At 55.4% G+C, this 15,723-nt stretch carries 15 protein-coding genes; 10 read left to right on the top strand and 5 right to left on the bottom strand.

Going from position 1 to position 15,723, the window contains the following annotated elements; all coding sequences use genetic code 11:
• The first annotated feature begins 2 nt into the window (after positions 1 to 2).
• On the top strand, positions 3 to 341 hold the full coding sequence (locus DESMU_RS02735; RefSeq protein WP_013562068.1) for a hypothetical protein: 339 nt from the start codon (positions 3 to 5) through the stop codon (positions 339 to 341).
• Between the two features lie 48 nt (positions 342 to 389).
• Here DESMU_RS02735 and pyrB read toward each other — a convergent pair whose 3' ends face one another.
• Together pyrB and DESMU_RS02725 are read right to left on the bottom strand one after the other, a co-directional pair.
• Positions 390 to 1,313 carry an aspartate carbamoyltransferase gene (gene pyrB, locus DESMU_RS02730; protein WP_013562067.1) on the bottom strand — a complete coding sequence of 308 codons (924 nt, stop codon included), beginning with the start codon at positions 1,311 to 1,313 and terminating at the stop codon, positions 390 to 392.
• A gap of 13 nt (positions 1,314 to 1,326) precedes the next feature.
• Positions 1,327 to 2,700 carry a dihydroorotase gene (locus tag DESMU_RS02725; protein ID WP_245526479.1) on the bottom strand — a complete coding sequence of 458 codons (1,374 nt, stop codon included), beginning with the start codon at positions 2,698 to 2,700 and terminating at the stop codon, positions 1,327 to 1,329.
• 91 nt (positions 2,701 to 2,791) lie between these two features.
• On the opposite strand from DESMU_RS02725, the gene DESMU_RS02720 reads away from it, so the two are divergent.
• Genes DESMU_RS02720 through DESMU_RS02690 form a run of 7 tightly spaced genes read left to right on the top strand, consistent with a single transcriptional unit; the run spans position 2,792 to position 10,457 of the window.
• Positions 2,792 to 5,134, top strand: a complete 2,343-nt coding sequence (locus tag DESMU_RS02720) for a xanthine dehydrogenase family protein molybdopterin-binding subunit (protein ID WP_013562065.1) — start codon at positions 2,792 to 2,794, stop codon at positions 5,132 to 5,134.
• Between the two features lie 10 nt (positions 5,135 to 5,144).
• Positions 5,145 to 6,023 (top strand): FAD binding domain-containing protein, encoded by an 879-nt coding sequence (locus tag DESMU_RS02715; protein WP_013562064.1) that lies wholly within the window; start codon positions 5,145 to 5,147, stop codon positions 6,021 to 6,023.
• Positions 6,020 to 6,496: a (2Fe-2S)-binding protein gene (locus tag DESMU_RS02710; protein ID WP_013562063.1), complete on the top strand. Its 477-nt coding sequence runs from the start codon at positions 6,020 to 6,022 to the stop codon at positions 6,494 to 6,496. The genes DESMU_RS02715 and DESMU_RS02710 overlap by 4 nt, the downstream gene beginning before the upstream one ends.
• Positions 6,481 to 8,826 (top strand): xanthine dehydrogenase family protein molybdopterin-binding subunit, encoded by a 2,346-nt coding sequence (locus DESMU_RS02705; protein ID WP_013562062.1) that lies wholly within the window; start codon positions 6,481 to 6,483, stop codon positions 8,824 to 8,826. The genes DESMU_RS02710 and DESMU_RS02705 overlap by 16 nt, the downstream gene beginning before the upstream one ends.
• Positions 8,817 to 9,725: an FAD binding domain-containing protein gene (locus DESMU_RS02700; protein WP_013562061.1), complete on the top strand. Its 909-nt coding sequence runs from the start codon at positions 8,817 to 8,819 to the stop codon at positions 9,723 to 9,725. Before DESMU_RS02705 ends, DESMU_RS02700 begins: the two co-directional genes overlap by 10 nt.
• The gene (locus tag DESMU_RS02695) at positions 9,722 to 10,210 is read left to right on the top strand and encodes a (2Fe-2S)-binding protein (protein ID WP_013562060.1); all 489 of its coding nucleotides are present in this window, start codon (positions 9,722 to 9,724) and stop codon (positions 10,208 to 10,210) included. The genes DESMU_RS02700 and DESMU_RS02695 overlap by 4 nt, the downstream gene beginning before the upstream one ends.
• Complete coding sequence (locus DESMU_RS02690; protein WP_013562059.1) at positions 10,194 to 10,457, top strand: MoaD/ThiS family protein; 264 nt, start codon at positions 10,194 to 10,196, stop codon at positions 10,455 to 10,457. The genes DESMU_RS02695 and DESMU_RS02690 overlap by 17 nt, the downstream gene beginning before the upstream one ends.
• Here DESMU_RS02690 and DESMU_RS02685 read toward each other — a convergent pair.
• The 3 genes from DESMU_RS02685 to DESMU_RS02675 all read right to left on the bottom strand — a co-directional run bounded on the left by DESMU_RS02685 (position 10,442) and on the right by DESMU_RS02675 (position 13,062).
• A complete protein-coding gene (locus tag DESMU_RS02685; RefSeq protein ID WP_013562058.1) occupies positions 10,442 to 11,983 on the bottom strand; it encodes an amidohydrolase in 1,542 nt (513 codons plus the stop codon). The two genes, DESMU_RS02690 and DESMU_RS02685, sit on opposite strands and share 16 nt — an antisense overlap.
• Before the next feature lie 64 nt (positions 11,984 to 12,047).
• Positions 12,048 to 12,581, bottom strand: a complete 534-nt coding sequence (locus DESMU_RS02680; RefSeq protein ID WP_013562057.1) for a macro domain-containing protein — start codon at positions 12,579 to 12,581, stop codon at positions 12,048 to 12,050.
• A 298-nt stretch (positions 12,582 to 12,879) separates the two neighbouring features.
• Entirely contained in the window at positions 12,880 to 13,062 is a 183-nt protein-coding gene (locus DESMU_RS02675) for a nitroreductase family protein (protein WP_048078523.1), read from the bottom strand.
• A gap of 55 nt (positions 13,063 to 13,117) precedes the next feature.
• On the opposite strand from DESMU_RS02675, the gene DESMU_RS02670 reads away from it, so the two are divergent.
• Together DESMU_RS02670 and DESMU_RS02665 are read left to right on the top strand one after the other, a co-directional pair.
• On the top strand, positions 13,118 to 14,077 hold the full coding sequence (locus DESMU_RS02670; protein WP_245526478.1) for an ABC transporter ATP-binding protein: 960 nt from the start codon (positions 13,118 to 13,120) through the stop codon (positions 14,075 to 14,077).
• The gene (locus DESMU_RS02665; RefSeq protein ID WP_013562055.1) at positions 14,074 to 15,621 is read left to right on the top strand and encodes an ABC transporter permease subunit; all 1,548 of its coding nucleotides are present in this window, start codon (positions 14,074 to 14,076) and stop codon (positions 15,619 to 15,621) included. The genes DESMU_RS02670 and DESMU_RS02665 overlap by 4 nt, the downstream gene beginning before the upstream one ends.
• The last annotated feature ends 102 nt before the right edge of the window (positions 15,622 to 15,723 follow it).

Below are 15,723 nucleotides of genomic sequence, written 5' to 3'. Positions count from 1 at the left end.
TCATGGTCAAGATGGAGCACCATGTAGTAGCCGCGGCATTAATCCTCATACTAACAGTAGCGTTAACATACCGGTACCCCGTGGAGATAGCTGTATCAGCACTCCTAGTATTGCTCGGTGCATGGATAGCTGTCACAGGGCTCCTCGCGAAACCCGGGAGACATGAAGCCTCGGTGAAGACCCCTACAAGCCGTGTAGCATTCGGCGGCCTCACCGCGACGCTTGGAGCAGCACTCATGGTGAGCGCTGTGACAAAGGATGCCAGGGCCGCATTGATAGCCGTCATCACACTCCTATCACTCACAATCACAGCGGCCATAATTATTGAGAGAAAGCTCTAACCGGGTGCAGGTGGTTCCGTGGGAGCGGTTAGTTAAAAATGTTTTTCCCTATACTCCTAGAATCGTCTTCAGGAGCGCCATCCTCATGTAGAGGCCGTTCCTAGCCTGCTCGAAGTATATTGCTTGGGGAAGCACATCTACATCCGGCGTCAGCTCCCAGACCCTTGGCAGTGGATGCATTATCAACGGTATCCTCCCATACTTCCTGAGCGACTCATAGGATACCGTGTAGCTTCCCTTAAGCCTCTCATACTCCTCCGGGCTCATCCTCTCCTTCTGCAGCCTCGTCACGTAGAGGACGTCAACCCTGCTTACTACTTCATCGAGGCTCTCAGCGAACTCGTACCTTGTCCTCCTCTGGTCAAGTATCCTCAATACTTCTTCACGCGGCCTCAAGGCCGGCGGGGAGATGAAGTATATTGTTACATCCCTGAAGTTCGAGAGAATGTAGGATAGGCTTGAAACCGTTCTCCCATACTTCAAGTCCCCCATTAAGCCTATGGATACGCCGTCCACCCTGCCCAGGCTCCTCCATATAGTGTACACGTCGAGGAGGGCTTGCGTCGGGTGCTCATTATAGCCGTCGCCGGCGTTCACCACGGGGGCCCTACATATCTCGGCTGCCTTAGAGGCGAAGCCCGGCTCCCTATGCCTTACAACAATCACGTCTGGATTATAGCTGTCAACTGTTCTCAAAGTGTCCTCCGGGCTCTCGCCTTTAGCCCGGCTGGTAACCTCCTCGGGACCCAGGTCCACTACGCTGCCCCCGAGCCTCACCATTGCGAACTGGAAGCTCAGCCTCGTCCTAGTGCTCGGCTCGAAGAACGCTGTGAAAAGAATCCTCCCCTTGGCTGCCTCAATCCTCTCGCCGGCTTCAAGCCTTCTCCTGAGCTCCTCTGCAATCGTGATAAGCCTCTCTACATCGCTCCTAGTGAACTGGAGCGCTGATATTACATCCGAACCCTTATTCATCCCGGTGCACCATTCAGCTACTATAACCAGGGATCCTTATAGGCTTAACCCACACACCCTTCTGCTCCCCTGTGATAACGCCGTCTCTGAGGGCTACCCTGCCGCGGATGACCACGTGTCTCACCCTCCCCTTGAACCTCCACCCTGTGAACGGGGTTAGCTTATACTTGTATTCAAGCCACTCCTCTGTCACCAGGGTCTCCGAGCCTGGGTCCACTATCACGAGGTCTCCGTCGAACCCTACGTCGATGAAGCCTTTCCTAGGCCACAGCCCCCAGAGCTTAGCCGGGTTCTCCGCTAGGAGAAGCGGTATCCTGGTAAGCGGGATGATGTTTCTGAGCGCTAGATCCAGCATTGAAGGCAGGAGTGTCTGCACCCCGGGCATACCTGATGCAGCACTCCATATATCCCTCCTCTTCTCCTCGGGTGCGTGGGGCGCGTGATCCGAGCCAACGGTGTCCACTCCTCCTTTAGCCACGGCTTCAACGAGCCTCGCCCTGTGGACCCCTCCCCTTATAGGCGGGTTAACCTTGATGAGGCTACCGTACCTGGCGTAGTCCGGTTTATCCAGGAGGAGGTAGTGTGGACACGTCTCCCCGTAGATCTCCACGCCAGCCCGCTTAGCCTGTGAAACAGCTTCGAGAGCCTGGGCTGACGATATGTGGACTATAAGGGGCCTTCCCCCTGTGTGCTTAGCTATGGCTGCTATCTTGACTACACTGTACTCCTCGACCAGAGGGGGCCTTGCATCGTCGTGGAGCGCTGGATCCATTCCGCCAGTCGACCTTGCTTTCTCCGTGAAGTATGTTACCAACGCGTGGTCCTCGGCGTGGAATGCAACAGTGACACCCATCCTACCCGACTCCCGTAGCACCTCGTAGAGGCTGGGCTCGCTGGGCGGCGGTATGTTCCCGGTTGTGGGACCCATGAAGACCTTGAAGCCGGCTGCGCCTTCAGCTAGCATGTCTTCGAAGAGATGAGTGTTCCCATCGTGGAGAACCCCTAGGAGTGCGAAGTCGACGTACGCCTTCTGCTCCAGTAGCCTCGCCTTGGCGACCAGCTTACCGGGCTCGTCGACTGGTGGCAGGGTGTTAGGGTGCTCCACAACTGTTGTAACACCCCCTTTGAGTGCAGCCCTTGACCCATGTGTGAAGTCATCCTTGTACTCTAAGCCAGGCTCCCTCATGTGGACGTGTTCATCTATCACTCCCGGGAACACTAGCATGCCTGATGCATCGATCACCTCGTCGACGCCGCTGCTATCCAGGTGCCTCCCCACACTAGTTATGACGCCATCCTGGATCCTCACATCCGCCCTCAGCACGCCCTTCGAAGTGACTACGAGGCCGTTCCTCACGAGCAGGCTCATGGACACCACGTGCTCCATAAGCACTATCTAGGGATATAAGGCTTAGCCCTCGCTGAGCCAGCAATGTTTAAATCCCATCAGCACACTAGAGTATTCTCGAGGTGCACTTATGGGGGGTGCACTAAGCCTCCTGGAGAAATGGCTCTCAGCTAGAGAGCTCCTAGTAGTGGGTAAAAGAGTCACCAGGGTGGACTCCCTTGAAAAAGCACTGGGTAAAGCCATGTTCACAGAGGACTACTTCATAGACTACTTCATGGGTAACGCGCTCTACGTGAAGCAGGTTCTAAGCACGCATCCCCATGCAAGGCTGAAGGGCATCAGCCTCCCAGACGCTTTAAAGGGGAAAGGGGTCAGGTTGATCACGGCGAGGGATATACCAGGCGAGAACCAGGTGGGATACTCGCTCCCGGATCAACCATTACTGGCCGAGGGGAAAGTCAGATACCATGGTGAAGTAGTGGCTTTAGTCGCGTCGACAAGCCTGGACGACGCCTTAAGGGCTGTGGAGGAGGTCAGGGTTGACTACGAGCCACTGCCCTACGTGCTAGACCCGCTTGAAGCAATGGCGAGGAGCGATGTACTCGTCCACGAGGAGGCAGGCTCCAACATAGCGTTCAGGACAAGGGTTAGGAGAGGCAGTGTTGAGGAAGGGTTTTCACGTGCACACGTCGTCGTGGAAAACGAGTACAGGCTACACCACCAGGAGCACGCCTACCTTGAAACAGAGGCTGCGTTAGCGATCCCTAGCATGGAGAACGGTGTCACAGTCATAGGCGGCCTCCAGTACCCTCACCTAGGGCAGAGGATCGTTGCGAGAGTACTGGGGCTTCCCTCAAGCAGGGTGAAGATAATTGCGCCATACGTTGGCGGCGGCTTCGGAGGGAAGGATGATGAGGGCCCGTTGACCTGTGCTAAAGCAGCCCTCGTAGCCTATTTAACCGGTAAGCCAGCCCTCCTGGTCTACAGCAGGGAGGAGTCTATGAGGATCCATCCTAAGAGGGAGGCAGCGATCATAAGGTATAAGAGCGGCGCGGACTCAGAGGGCCGTTTAACAGCGATAGAGGTCACGATAATACATGACACCGGTGCATACGCTAATAGAGGGCCCTTCATACTCTGGCGGGCCACAATGCATGCATCAGGCCCCTACATTGTTCCCAATGCAAAGGTAGACGGCTACGCTGTCTACACGAATAAAGTGTACCAGGGCTCCTTCAGGGGCTTCGGGAACCTCTCCATACAGTTCGCTGTTGAGAGGCAGATGGATCAATTAGCAGAGAAACTCGGGCTCGACCCAGTGGAATTCAGATTAAGGAACATCGTTAGAGAAGGCTCACACACCATCACAGGGCAACTCCTAGACCACTCAGTCGGGGTCGCCGAGGCCCTCAAGAGGGTTGCAGAGGCCTCCAGGTGGCGTGAGAGAAGGCGCGAGATAGAGGAGTATAATAAATCCGGCGGCAGGTTCAAGAGGGGCATAGGGGTGGCTGTCGCCTGGCACGGTATAAGCACGTCGAGAGGGGTCCCAGACTGGTCGAACGCCTACGTCAAGATTGAGCAGGATGGCTCGGTAACCCTGTACACCGGGATAGTTGAGATAGGCCAGGGCTCCCCTAGCTCAGCACACGTCCAGATAGTCTCAGAGCTCCTCGGCGTGACACCAGACAGGGTTAGAGTAGTACATGGCTCGACGGATGCACCAGACGCTGGTGCGACACATGCATCCAGGGGGAGCAGTATAGGCGGGATAGGAGTGTACATGGCGGCAGCCGTCCTAAGGGAGAGGCTGGCCGGGTTGGCGTCGAGGATCATGGGTGTCCCAGTCGAAGACCTGGTTTTCGCCGGGAACAAGGTTTACTCGAGGAACAACCCTGATAAGCAGCTGCAGCTACGGGACCTAGTGAAGGAGGCTGTTGCAAGAGGCGTGGAGCTCTCTGCAACAGGCTACTTCTTCCTACCTAAGGGAAGGTTCGACGACTCCACCGGGCAGGGCTTCGCCTACCCAGCATACAGCTACATGGTGGTTGTGTCAGAGGTAGAGGTTGACACGTTGACTGGTGTAGTAAAGGTGACAAGGGTCTACCCGGGTCTCGCCGCAGGCAGAGTGATCAACCCTGTGCAGGTTGAAGGGCAGATCGAGGGGGCTATAGCCCAGGGCATCGGCTACACGTTGATGGAGAGATTAGTGTTCGATGAGAAAGGCGCGTTGATCAACGTTAACCTGACAGACTACGTGGTTCCCTCAATGAGGGATATGCCGGAGGTTGCTGAACCCGTCTATGTTGAAGACCTCTTCAAGTACGGGCCCTTCGGCGCTAAAGGCGTCGGCGAGATGGCGCTCATACCGATGCCGGCGTCGATCGCTAACGCGGTCAGCCATGCCTTAGGCGTCAATGTGACTGAAACCCCGTTGACGCCTGAGAAAGTGCTTAAGGCGATGGGGAGGCTGTGAGGTGGTACACGTGTTCTACCGTATCCCCGAGGTCAAGTACCATAGGCCTGCATCCCTTGAGGAAGCCCTTGAACTACTCGGCAAGCTGTCTGGGAAAGCGAGGATCCTGGCTGGAGGCACAGACCTAGTCCTCGATTTGAAGATCAAGAGGTATGATGTAAGCGATTTAATCGATGTGTCAGGGCTGAAGGAGCTGAAATACATCACCGATGAGGGAGGCGTGCTCAGGATAGGCGCGTTGACAACCATACAGGAGATAGCTGACTCCACCATTGTAGCGGAGAAGACACCATTGTTGAAGAAGGCGGCTGAGGAATTCGCATACTGGCAGGTGAGGAACATCGCCACTATAGGGGGCAACCTATGCAATGCTTCACCAGCAGCGGATACAGCGCCGCCTCTAATGGTTCACGAGGCATGGGTACGGGCTGTAAGCATGGATGGTGAGAGAAGAATACCTTTAAAAGAGTTCTTCAAGGGGCCTAGAACCACTGCTCTAAAACCAAACGAGATCCTCGCAGAGGTCTCCATACCCTACAGTCAAGGCGAGGCATGGAGGTACGCGTACCATAAGCTTGGAAGAAGAAGGGGGCACGACATCTCAGTCGTCTCAATAGCGGTGGCGGTAAGGGTGGAGGAAGGCGTCTTCCGTGATGTAAGGATAGCCTTAGGCTCCGTGGCGCCGACGCCTGTAAGGGCTTGGAGCGTAGAGGAGGAGTTGAAGGGGAGGGAGGCCAGTGTGGAGAACATTAACAGGGCGGTTGAGAAGATCACCGGTGACATTAAGCCGATAAGCGATGCAAGGGCCTCAGCAGAGTACAGGCTGCACGTCTCAAAAGAGTTGCTGAGGGATATGCTCACAGGGCTCGTGGAGGGTGGTAGACGGTGATCGTGAGGTTCAAGCTCAACGGTGTAGCAGTCGAGGTTGACGCACCGCCCAGTGAAATCCTCCTAGACACGCTGAGGCTCAGGCTCAAGGTGAGGAGTGTTAAGAGAGGCTGTGAAAGAGGCGAGTGTGGATCCTGCACCGTGCTACTCGACGGGAAACCAGTTGCCTCCTGCATGCTGCTGACACCTCAGGTGGAGGGAAGGAGCGTGGTCACCGTGGAGGGGCTTCAAGGCGACCCCTTGCTCGGCAAGCTCGTAGAGTCGTTCACTGAGAAAGGGGCTGTGCAATGCGGCTTCTGCACACCAGGCATACTTCTCACAGCATGGGCCGCTATAAGGGAGGGGAGGATCAGGGAGAGAAAGGATATCGCGGAATACATCGGCAACCTATGCAGGTGCACCGGTTACGTGAAGATCGCTGAAGCAGTGTGGAGCACTGTTGAAAAGGTGGGGAAGCAGTGTACTCCTTCATAGGTAAGAGGACTATTAGAAGGGATGCACTCGCCAAGACCAGTGGGACCCTCAGGTTCGTCAACGACCTGGAAGCCCCGGGGATGCTCATAGGGAGGATACTTAGAAGCCCATACGCCTTCGCCGACATCAAGAGGATCGATGTAAGCGAGGCTGAAAGAATCGGTGCAGTAACCCTCACACCTGATGAAGTCCCCCAGAAGCCCTTCAACCCGAGGCTCGTCAGCGTGCACGAGGTAACCTTCAAGGACACCTATGTGCTCACAAAGAAGCCCAGGTACATTGGGGACGCTGTGGCGGCTGTCGCAGCCCCCAGCGAGGAGTTAGCGCAGAGGGCTCTTGAATCCATTAGGGTGGAGTACGAGAGGATATATGAGCCCATCCTAGACCCGTTCAAGGCCATGGAGCCCGGGGCGCCCTTGATACATGAGAAGATAATGAAGGGGAGTGAATGGATCCGTGTCGAGGGAAACATAGCTGCATCACTAAACTATGTTGAGGGAGACGTCGACAAGGCTTTCCAGGAGTCCGATGTGGTCTTGGAGAGGAGGTTTAAGACTGGTAAGAGATACCATATGCAGCTGGAGCCCAAGGCAGTCCTCTGCGTTCCCGAGCCAGGCGGCAAGCTGACGATTTACTCTACAACCCAGTCAATCCATAACACGAGGATACTGGTGAGCCAGATCTTCGATATACCTTTAAGCAGGGTAAACGTTGTAAAGATCCCCATAGGCGGCTCCTTCGGCTCAAGCATCCAGGTCAACTACCTGGTTCCAATAGCAGTAGCCCTCTGCCTTAAATCCGGGAAACCCGTTAAGATAGCGTACACCCGTGAGGAAGACATACTAGACCACTCCAACTTCGTCTTCCACTTCAGGATAAAGGTGGGTGCGAAGAGAAACGGGGTTTTAACGGGTGCTGAATTCGAGAACACCCTCGACGTAGGGGCACACCAGGTGCAGCCCTACCCGCTCCTCGGCACCAGCCTGGGATGGTTTGTATCCATGTATAAATGGAGGAACATCAGGTATATTGGGAGAGCGGTCTACACGAATAAGACCCCGGCCTGCGCCCTAAGAGGCTACGGGGCGCCAGAGGTCCAGTGGGCTGTTGAAACAATCATGGATGAACTAGCTGAGGAGCTCGGGGTAGACCCTGTTGAACTCAGGTTGAAGAACTACGTGGGGAGAGGCGAAATATTCTGGGGGCAGGGTCCAACCGTTAAATCCATCATAAGATCCGACGGTGTCCCAGAGCTCCTTGAGAAAGGAAAGGAGCTGATAGGCTGGGATAAGAGGGGTGATCCAAGAGGGAAGAAGGGAAGGTTTAGAAGGGGGATCGGTGTTGCAAGAGGCTTCCACACCTCGGGGGCCGGCGGCCCCATAAGCGGCGAGGTCATAGATTACACCGGGTGCATACTGAAGCTCAACGAGGATGGAACCCTCGACTACATCACAGCGCTCCAGGACCACGGGGGCGGCACCCTGGATGCACACGTCAAGATTATCTCAGAGGTCCTAGGGGTCCCGCCTGAACTAGTGAACCTTGCATCAGCGTCAACCGAGAACACCCCGTACGATGTCTGCACGCATGCGTCACGCGGCACCTATGTCGGCGGCGAGGCTGCTAGAAGGGCTGCCGAGATAGTTAAATCCAAGATATTCGAGTACGCTGCGAGACTCGTGGGTAAAGCAGTGAACCCGGAGGCCTTCAAGATAAGGTATGACGAGGGCTTGAAGCAGGCGGTCGTATACATCGAGGGGACGGATGTAAGGATCCCGCTCAGCGAGATCGCGAGGGCGGCGTGGCAGAGGAACTGGGGCACTATAGGTGCATTCGTATCCTACAGGGCTACCTCGGCGCCACCGAGTTTCACGGTTTACTTCGTTGAAGTCGAAGTAGACACGTGGACGGGGAGGGTTAAACCCATCAGGGTTGTAGCCGGCGCTGACGTCGGCACACCCGTCAACCCTGACATGGTTGAAGGACAACTCCACGGGGGATTCGCCATGGCTTGGGGCATGGCTTTCACCGAGGACATGGTGTACGAGGAGAACGGTGAGCTCGCTGGGAGAGGGTTGATAACCGACTACAAGATACCCACGATAGCCGATGTGCCGGCCCCAGAGGACTTCAAGGTGATAATAGCCAGCAGTTATGAACCCACGGGTCCCTTCGGAGCCAAGGGGATAGGTGAAGCAGCCATGAACCCGGCCGTAGGCGCCATAGCGAACGCCGTGTACAACGCTATAGGAGTGAGGTTCTACGAGCTCCCAATCACCCCAGGCAAGATAGTTGAGGCGTTGCGTAAGGGTGGTGTACAGTGGGATTAAAGCCATCAATGATCAACTACAGGAACACCCATATAATCCCCTTCAGCTTCAACTACTATGAGCCAGCCTCACTGAGGGAAGCACTTGAAATTCTCAGCGAGCTCGGTGGTTCAGCACGGATCCTGGCTGGAGGCACTGATCTACTCGTGAAGATGAAGACCAGGCAGGTGGAGCCGAAGGCGGTAGTCAACATTAAGAGGATACGGGAGCTCAAAGGGATCACGGTTGAGGACGGCAGGGTCAGGATCAAGGCGTTGACAACACTGAGGGAGATAGAGGAATCCCCCATCGTGGCCAAGTATATCCCGGCCCTAAGGGACGCTGTGAAGCAGATGGCAAGCATCCAGGTGAGGAGCATGGCTACCATAGGGGGCAACCTATGCAATGCTTCACCAGCAGCAGACACGGCTCCACCCCTCCTCGTCCACAACGCCTCCGTGAAGATAGTTGGCTTAAACAGGGAGAGAACAGTGCCCTTGGCCAGCTTCTTCAAGGGACCCGGCTCCACAGTGCTGGAGCCAGGTGAAATCCTTGCAGAGGTAATCGTAGAGGCTGAGCCAGGGTCCTCAGCATTCATGAAGATCGGCAGGGTAGCCGTGGACCTCGCCGTGGCCAGTGCAGCCGTCTACGTTGAGCTCAACGGCGACATCGTTGAGGAGGCAAGGATCGCGGCTGGAGCAGTAGCACCAACACCCATAAGGTGCCCCGTAGCAGAGGGGGCTTTGAAAGGCAGGAGGCTGAGCGAGGTGGGCTTAAATGTATTCAAACCCATTGAAGGCGAGGTGAAGCCTATAAGCGATGCAAGGGCCTCGGCAGAGTACCGTAGGCACCTGGTAAGGATCCTCGCCCACGACGCGTTCTGGAGGGCCGTGGAGGCCTTGAAGAGGGATGCGGAATGAAGGTGTCCTTCAGGGTTAACGGTAAACCCGTCGAGCTAGACGTGGAGCCCAATGAGCTGTTAATCAACACGTTGAGGAACAGGCTGGGGCTCACTGGTGTGAAGTATGGATGCGGGATAGGCGAGTGCGGTGCATGCACAGTCCTAATAGACGGGGAGCCGGCTTTATCCTGCCTAGTGTTAACGGTTGACGTCAATGGAAGGGAGGTTGAAACCGTGGAGGGATTAACCAGTGAAAGAGAGCCAAGCCCCGTGCAGAAGGCGTTCATGGAGGAGGGGGCGGTTCAATGCGGGTACTGTACACCCGGCTTCATCGTGATGGCAGAGTACATGAGGAGGAGACGTGTGGAGCCATCCGACGAGAACATCAGGGAGTACCTTAAAGGCAACCTATGCAGGTGCACCGGTTACGTGAACATCTATAAGGCTGTGAGGAGAGCCCTGCAACAGGATCCACGGGGCAGCCCCGATGACTCTAAGGGTTAAAGTACTCCTCCTCGGAGTCCTCGCAGACGCTGCTGGAACACACATGGAGGAGCATGCCTTAAAGGATGGAAGCAGGGTGAGCGAGCTCATCGAAGCAGTCGTCAAGAGGCATAGTGGTCTCAAAGCCCTCGTCGAGACTCTTCCAGTGCTCAACATATATGTCAACGGGAGGCATGTAGACTTGAACCATGCCCTGGGAGACGGGGACGAGGTTGTCATAGCTCCCCCCTTCTACGAGGGGGGTTGAACAAGTACTCTCTCACCCCCCACATAGGTTTCCACAACCCTTATGCCTCTCAGCTCCCCTAAGGGGGTTTTAAACGGGTCTCTATCCACCACTATGAGGTCGGCTAGCTTCCCCTCTGTAAGCGTCCCTAGCTCCCCTTCTTCGCCCAGCACGTATGCTGAGCCATATGTATAGTAGTGGAGGGCCTCTTCAAGCGTCAACGCCTCGCCTCCCTCCCTCGCCACGGCAGCATAGATTGTTTCCCAGGGGTTAAGGGGCTCCACAGGTGCATCCGTTGAAAACCCTAATGCAACCCCTCTACCCGCCATGGTTTTAAACGGGTAGAGCCACTTCAATCTCTCGTCTCCAAGCCTTTGCCCAGCCCACCAGTCGGATACTGCGAAGCGGGGTTGCACTGATACAGCGATGCCGAGGCTTGATGCCTCGGCTACTTGTTCAGGCCTGATCACAGAGGCATGTTCAATCCTGTGTCTAACCCCGCTGCCCCTAGCACTCCTGTAAACATCCAGCACTAAGTCTACTGCTGCATCACCTATGGCGTGGACGGCGACCTGGAAGCCCGCCCTCGACGCCTCCTCCACTAGGCCTTCGAGCTCGCTCCTCGATATCAACTGCCTACCCGTGTTCAACGGGTCGTCACTGTATGGTTTCGAGAGCCACGCCGTCCTAGCCCCCAGGCTGCCGTCTGCGAAGGCTTTAACCCCCTTCACCCTCAGATACTCGCTTCCGAAGCCGCCTGTGAAGCCTAGTTTAGACAGCTCCCTTAGGAGGCCTGGCTCCACGTAGACCCTGACCCTCGGGTACCTCCACTCGGAGTGGAGTAGCATGAGGGCTCTAAGGGAATCCCCGCTGCAGCTCATGAAGCCCAGCGTGGTAACACCTAGTGATGCAGCGTACTCGAGCGCCCTCCGCATTAATAGGGCTTTCTCACGGGTATCCATGGATCCCTGGAGCACTCTTAAGGCTTCCCCAACAGCCCCCTCGAGGATCACGCCGGTTGCCTCCCCGGATTCATCCCTGACAACCCACGGCGACTCCACGTGGATTAAGCCCGCGAGCTCCATGGCCTTAGTGTTCAAAACGGCTGCGTGGCCGCAGACCCTGACAAGTATAACCGGCCTATCCACTACGGCTTCATCTAGATCCCAGCGGGTCGGCCACCTTTTCTCCCTGAAGAACTCTTGATCCCATCCACGGCCTACCACGGGTCCCCCGCTGTGTGAAGCAGCATACTCCCTCACCTTCTCCTTCAACTCCTCAATGCTTCCAACCCCTCTGAGGTCTAGTGTGGATAGCTGGAGCCCTACGCCGTCTAGATGCATGTGTGAATCTATGAAGCCGGGTAGTATGGTCTTCCCCTCTAGGTCTACTGCCTCGCCCCCGAGCATCCTGCAGAGAGCGAGGGCTTTCCCCTCCTCGCCAGCGTAGAGGACCCTGCCGTAGGCCACCGTGAGTGCTTCTTCAACCCTCAGGGGCTTGAACCCGGTGTAAACCCTGCCGTTCAGGAAGCACTTCACCCGGCTCAAACCATGCACCCATGCAACCCTTGTGACGAATTAGCGGGAACGCCTTAAATAACCCGCTGCACGGTTAAGCCGGCTGGAAACCCTCCTCGATAAAGGCCCTTACAACGTCTCCAACCAGCCCTGGATCCCTTACGTATACATGGATGGTTAAAGCGGCTCCAGCACCATGCTCCCTGAGAGCCCTAGCCATGGCTCTAGCCGACTCAGCTGGAGGCACCCCGCCGACACCGGCACCCATCAGGGGGAAGGCTATTTTCCTGAAGCCGTTTTCCAACACCTTCGACAATGCTGCCGCAGTAGCCTTGTACACGTTCACCGGGCTCGAAGCACCGCCTGGCTCCACAACCGTGGGAGCATGGATCACTGCTTTAACCCCGAGTGAGCCGCCGGTAGTTACTACTGCGCCACCTATAGGTATCGGGGCCTGTTTAACAGCCTCCTCCTCGATCACGTCTCCACCCTTTTTCCTTATAGCTAAGGCGACCCCGCCGCCCATGTACCCGTAGGTGTTCGCAGGGTTCACTAAGGCGTCTCCCTGGAACAACGTGATGTCCCCGGCAACCACCTCTACGATTAAACCCTTGAGCCTAAGCCGCATCCAGCTCACCCGATGTCTTAAACCACTGCTCGCCCAGGCACTTCACAACCGAAAGCCTCGTCTTTCAAGGCGGGGTTGAAGGTTTATAAGTTTGTTTTTTTTATGTATAGGTGATGGTGATGAGGAAACGTATTTAGCGATGAGGGGGCTACAACCCTTCGTGAACGAGGGGTTGTTCCCGAGCAGAGACAACCAGATGGGGGGATCTCTGGCCACCCCGACTGCCCCGCAAATGACAGATGTAAACCCGAACAAATGCGGGGAACCAGTGACCCGCCCCAAGGGAACCCTCGCCCCTTTAGGGCGGGGAGGAGGTCAGTGATTGATCCCTCACAGCGATCACGTGGTAGCTCTGCATGTTCCAGGCTGAAGGCGCCCTCCTAGCCACCTCAAGTATCCTGGTTAAATCCCCTTCATCTATATCCCTCTGCAGGAATACACGCGTAGACACATGTTTCATGGCTAGCTCGAAGACGCTCAAAGATGTCACCGTGAAGTGGTGAGCGAGGTAAATGTATTTATACCTAGTGTTAAACATGCATCAGGTTTATTACCGTCCTAGTTATCACCTTGCAACATGGGGTTCAGCATTGATAGAGGTTTCAGGTATCTTCAAGTCCTTCGGGGGGAGGAGGGTTCTCTCAGACGTCTCATTCAAAGTGGGGGATGGCGAGGTAGTGGGTTACGTCGGCTTGAATGGCGCTGGGAAAACCACTACTATACGGATAATAACGGGTGTATTGAACCCTGATAAGGGTGAAGTCTTAGTAGACGGCTACAGTGTGCTTAGAGAGAAGAGGAAGGCGTCTGAGAGGATTGGATGGGTTCCTGAGCTACCCATCTTTGAAACAGAGTTCAAGGCCCTGGATTACTTCGTATACCTGGCGGGCTACCATGGTTTAAGCCGTGGTGAAGCCGTGAGGCTTGGGAGGGAGCTGCTTGAGAAGGTGGGCTTAGGGGACGCAGTGTACAAGAGGCTCTCCGAGTACTCGCAGGGAATGAAGAAGAGGTTTGCACTGGCAGTCTCACTCATAGGCAACCCGCAGAACTTTGTTTTCGACGAGGTGTTAAACGGCTTAGACCCGCAGGGGATAGCGTTCTTCAGGGAGCTTACACGGGGGTTTAAGAAGGAGGGTAGAGCCGTGTTGTTCTCATCCCACATATTGAAGGAGGTTGAGCAGATAGCCGATAAAGTGGTCTTCATACATAAGGGGCGGATAATAGGGGTTTACACAATGGAGGATATCGCCAGGCTGGCGCAGCCCTCCATAAGGATCAGGCTGGTTGAACCCTCTGGGGAAGCCCTACGGGTGCTCGAGGGCTACGGGGAGATACGTGTAGAAGGCAGCGAGGTGGTCGTTAAGACGGATGCAAGCCCTGATGAAGTGATATCAAGGCTCGTGGAGAAAGGCGTGAAGCTCATGGAGTTCAGGAGGGAGGAAAGGGATCTCGAAAGCTTCTTCTTCGAGTTGATTAAGAAGGGGGAGGCTGGTTGAAGCCGTTCATCTACGACTTCAAGAGAGCCTTCATCAGGAAGGCCACGCTCACAGCACTCATACTCTTCATCATGGCCGGCGTCGGGTTAACATACATGGTGGCTCAGTCAATGCTGGCGGGGAGCCAGAGACTCCTATACAACGGGGTAGCGGTAGCCGAGCTGGATGCTGAGAGCAGGGTGCTGAGGGTCAACATAGGGCTCTACGACAACGAGCTTAAGCCTCTTTCACCATCCTTCACGGCCACCCTGGAGCTCGGTAATACATGGCTCCTCCTAGGGAGATACAGTATTGAGGGCACTGGACCCCTGGAGATACCTCTACCTGAATCACCCGTTCCCCTAACGGGATACAGGATCATCCCGCTCACCCTGAATGTAACTGCAATGCACGTAGGCTCCGTGGAGGTGAAGGAGACCATTACCATGAGGCTGACGCAGTCAAGCAGTAATGCGTCAAGATACTATGGGTGTGAAGCCATAGGCGCCCACGCCTTCTCATGGATTCACCCCGCTTCATCGCTCGAAGTATGTGGATCCATTATCCCGGCCGGCGGCAAACTATACGTGGTCATGGCTGCTGCAGGCGAGTTCCAAGGGGAGTTAAGCTTATACTACAGTATCAAGGAGTCGAACTACTCGTACACCTACTGGGAGTCAAGGGGCCCCATGGTAAGCAACATATCGGGGATGAGCTACCTTGGCACTATAAGGGAGGCTTTGAAGACATATGTGTACGAGGCCGCAGTGGACCCCAAGCTCCTTGAAAGCAGTAGGCCTGTTGAAATACGTCTAGCACTCCTCAGCCGGGAGGGTGAAATCCTCGGTGGACTGGAGATCTCCATGGGGCTGACTAATCCAGCTGTTGAAGCTATCACGGAGTTCGTGGCTGGAACCGGTGTAGGCTTGTTCTCAGGCTTCTTCCCGATAGTAGTACTCTACCTCGGCTACGTCCTCATAGCTAAGCCGAAAACCCAGGGTGCATTGGAGTTCATACTGGCTAGACCCATCACTAGGAGAGACCTGTACTTGACGAGGTATGCTGCAGGAGTACTCGTTGCACTAGCGGCCCCCGCAGTGTTCACCATAGCGCTCTACACAGGGGTCTACTCAACCCTCAGGGTGGCGTTGAACCCCCTGGACGCCTTACTCATATACCTCGGCCTCGCGGCGTCCCTAGCAGGCTTCTACACGCTCTGCTACTACATAGCTGTGGAAGCCAGGGGAGCCTCATACCTGGCTATCACGATAACCCTATACCTCCTCTACCTGATAGGCTTCCAGATACTTGGATTCATGATAGCGTTCACTGTCGGCCACAGCATTGAGGACTACTTGAAGCTAACGTATAAATTATACTACCTGAGCCCCATGAGGCTTGCAGACCTCGTGACAGCCCTAGTATTATACAGGCATGGATACCTGGGGGCAGCGGTACTCGAAGTAGTGAAACCAGAATACATAGCGGTAGCTACAGCAGCATGGATAATAGTGCCATTCACAGCTGGACTAGTGAGATTCAAGAGGAAAAACCTCGCAGGCTGAGACAGGAATCCATAAAGCAATAATGGGTTTTCAACCCTAATGTTTACTGGAAGCACCACACTTAATCATCTGCTATCATGTCCGGCGAAAGCCCTGGGTTCA

Source organism: Desulfurococcus mucosus DSM 2162, from assembly GCF_000186365.1.
Lineage (GTDB): Archaea > Thermoproteota > Thermoprotei_A > Sulfolobales > Desulfurococcaceae > Desulfurococcus > Desulfurococcus mucosus.
This window is presented reverse-complemented; position numbering and strand designations above follow the sequence as displayed.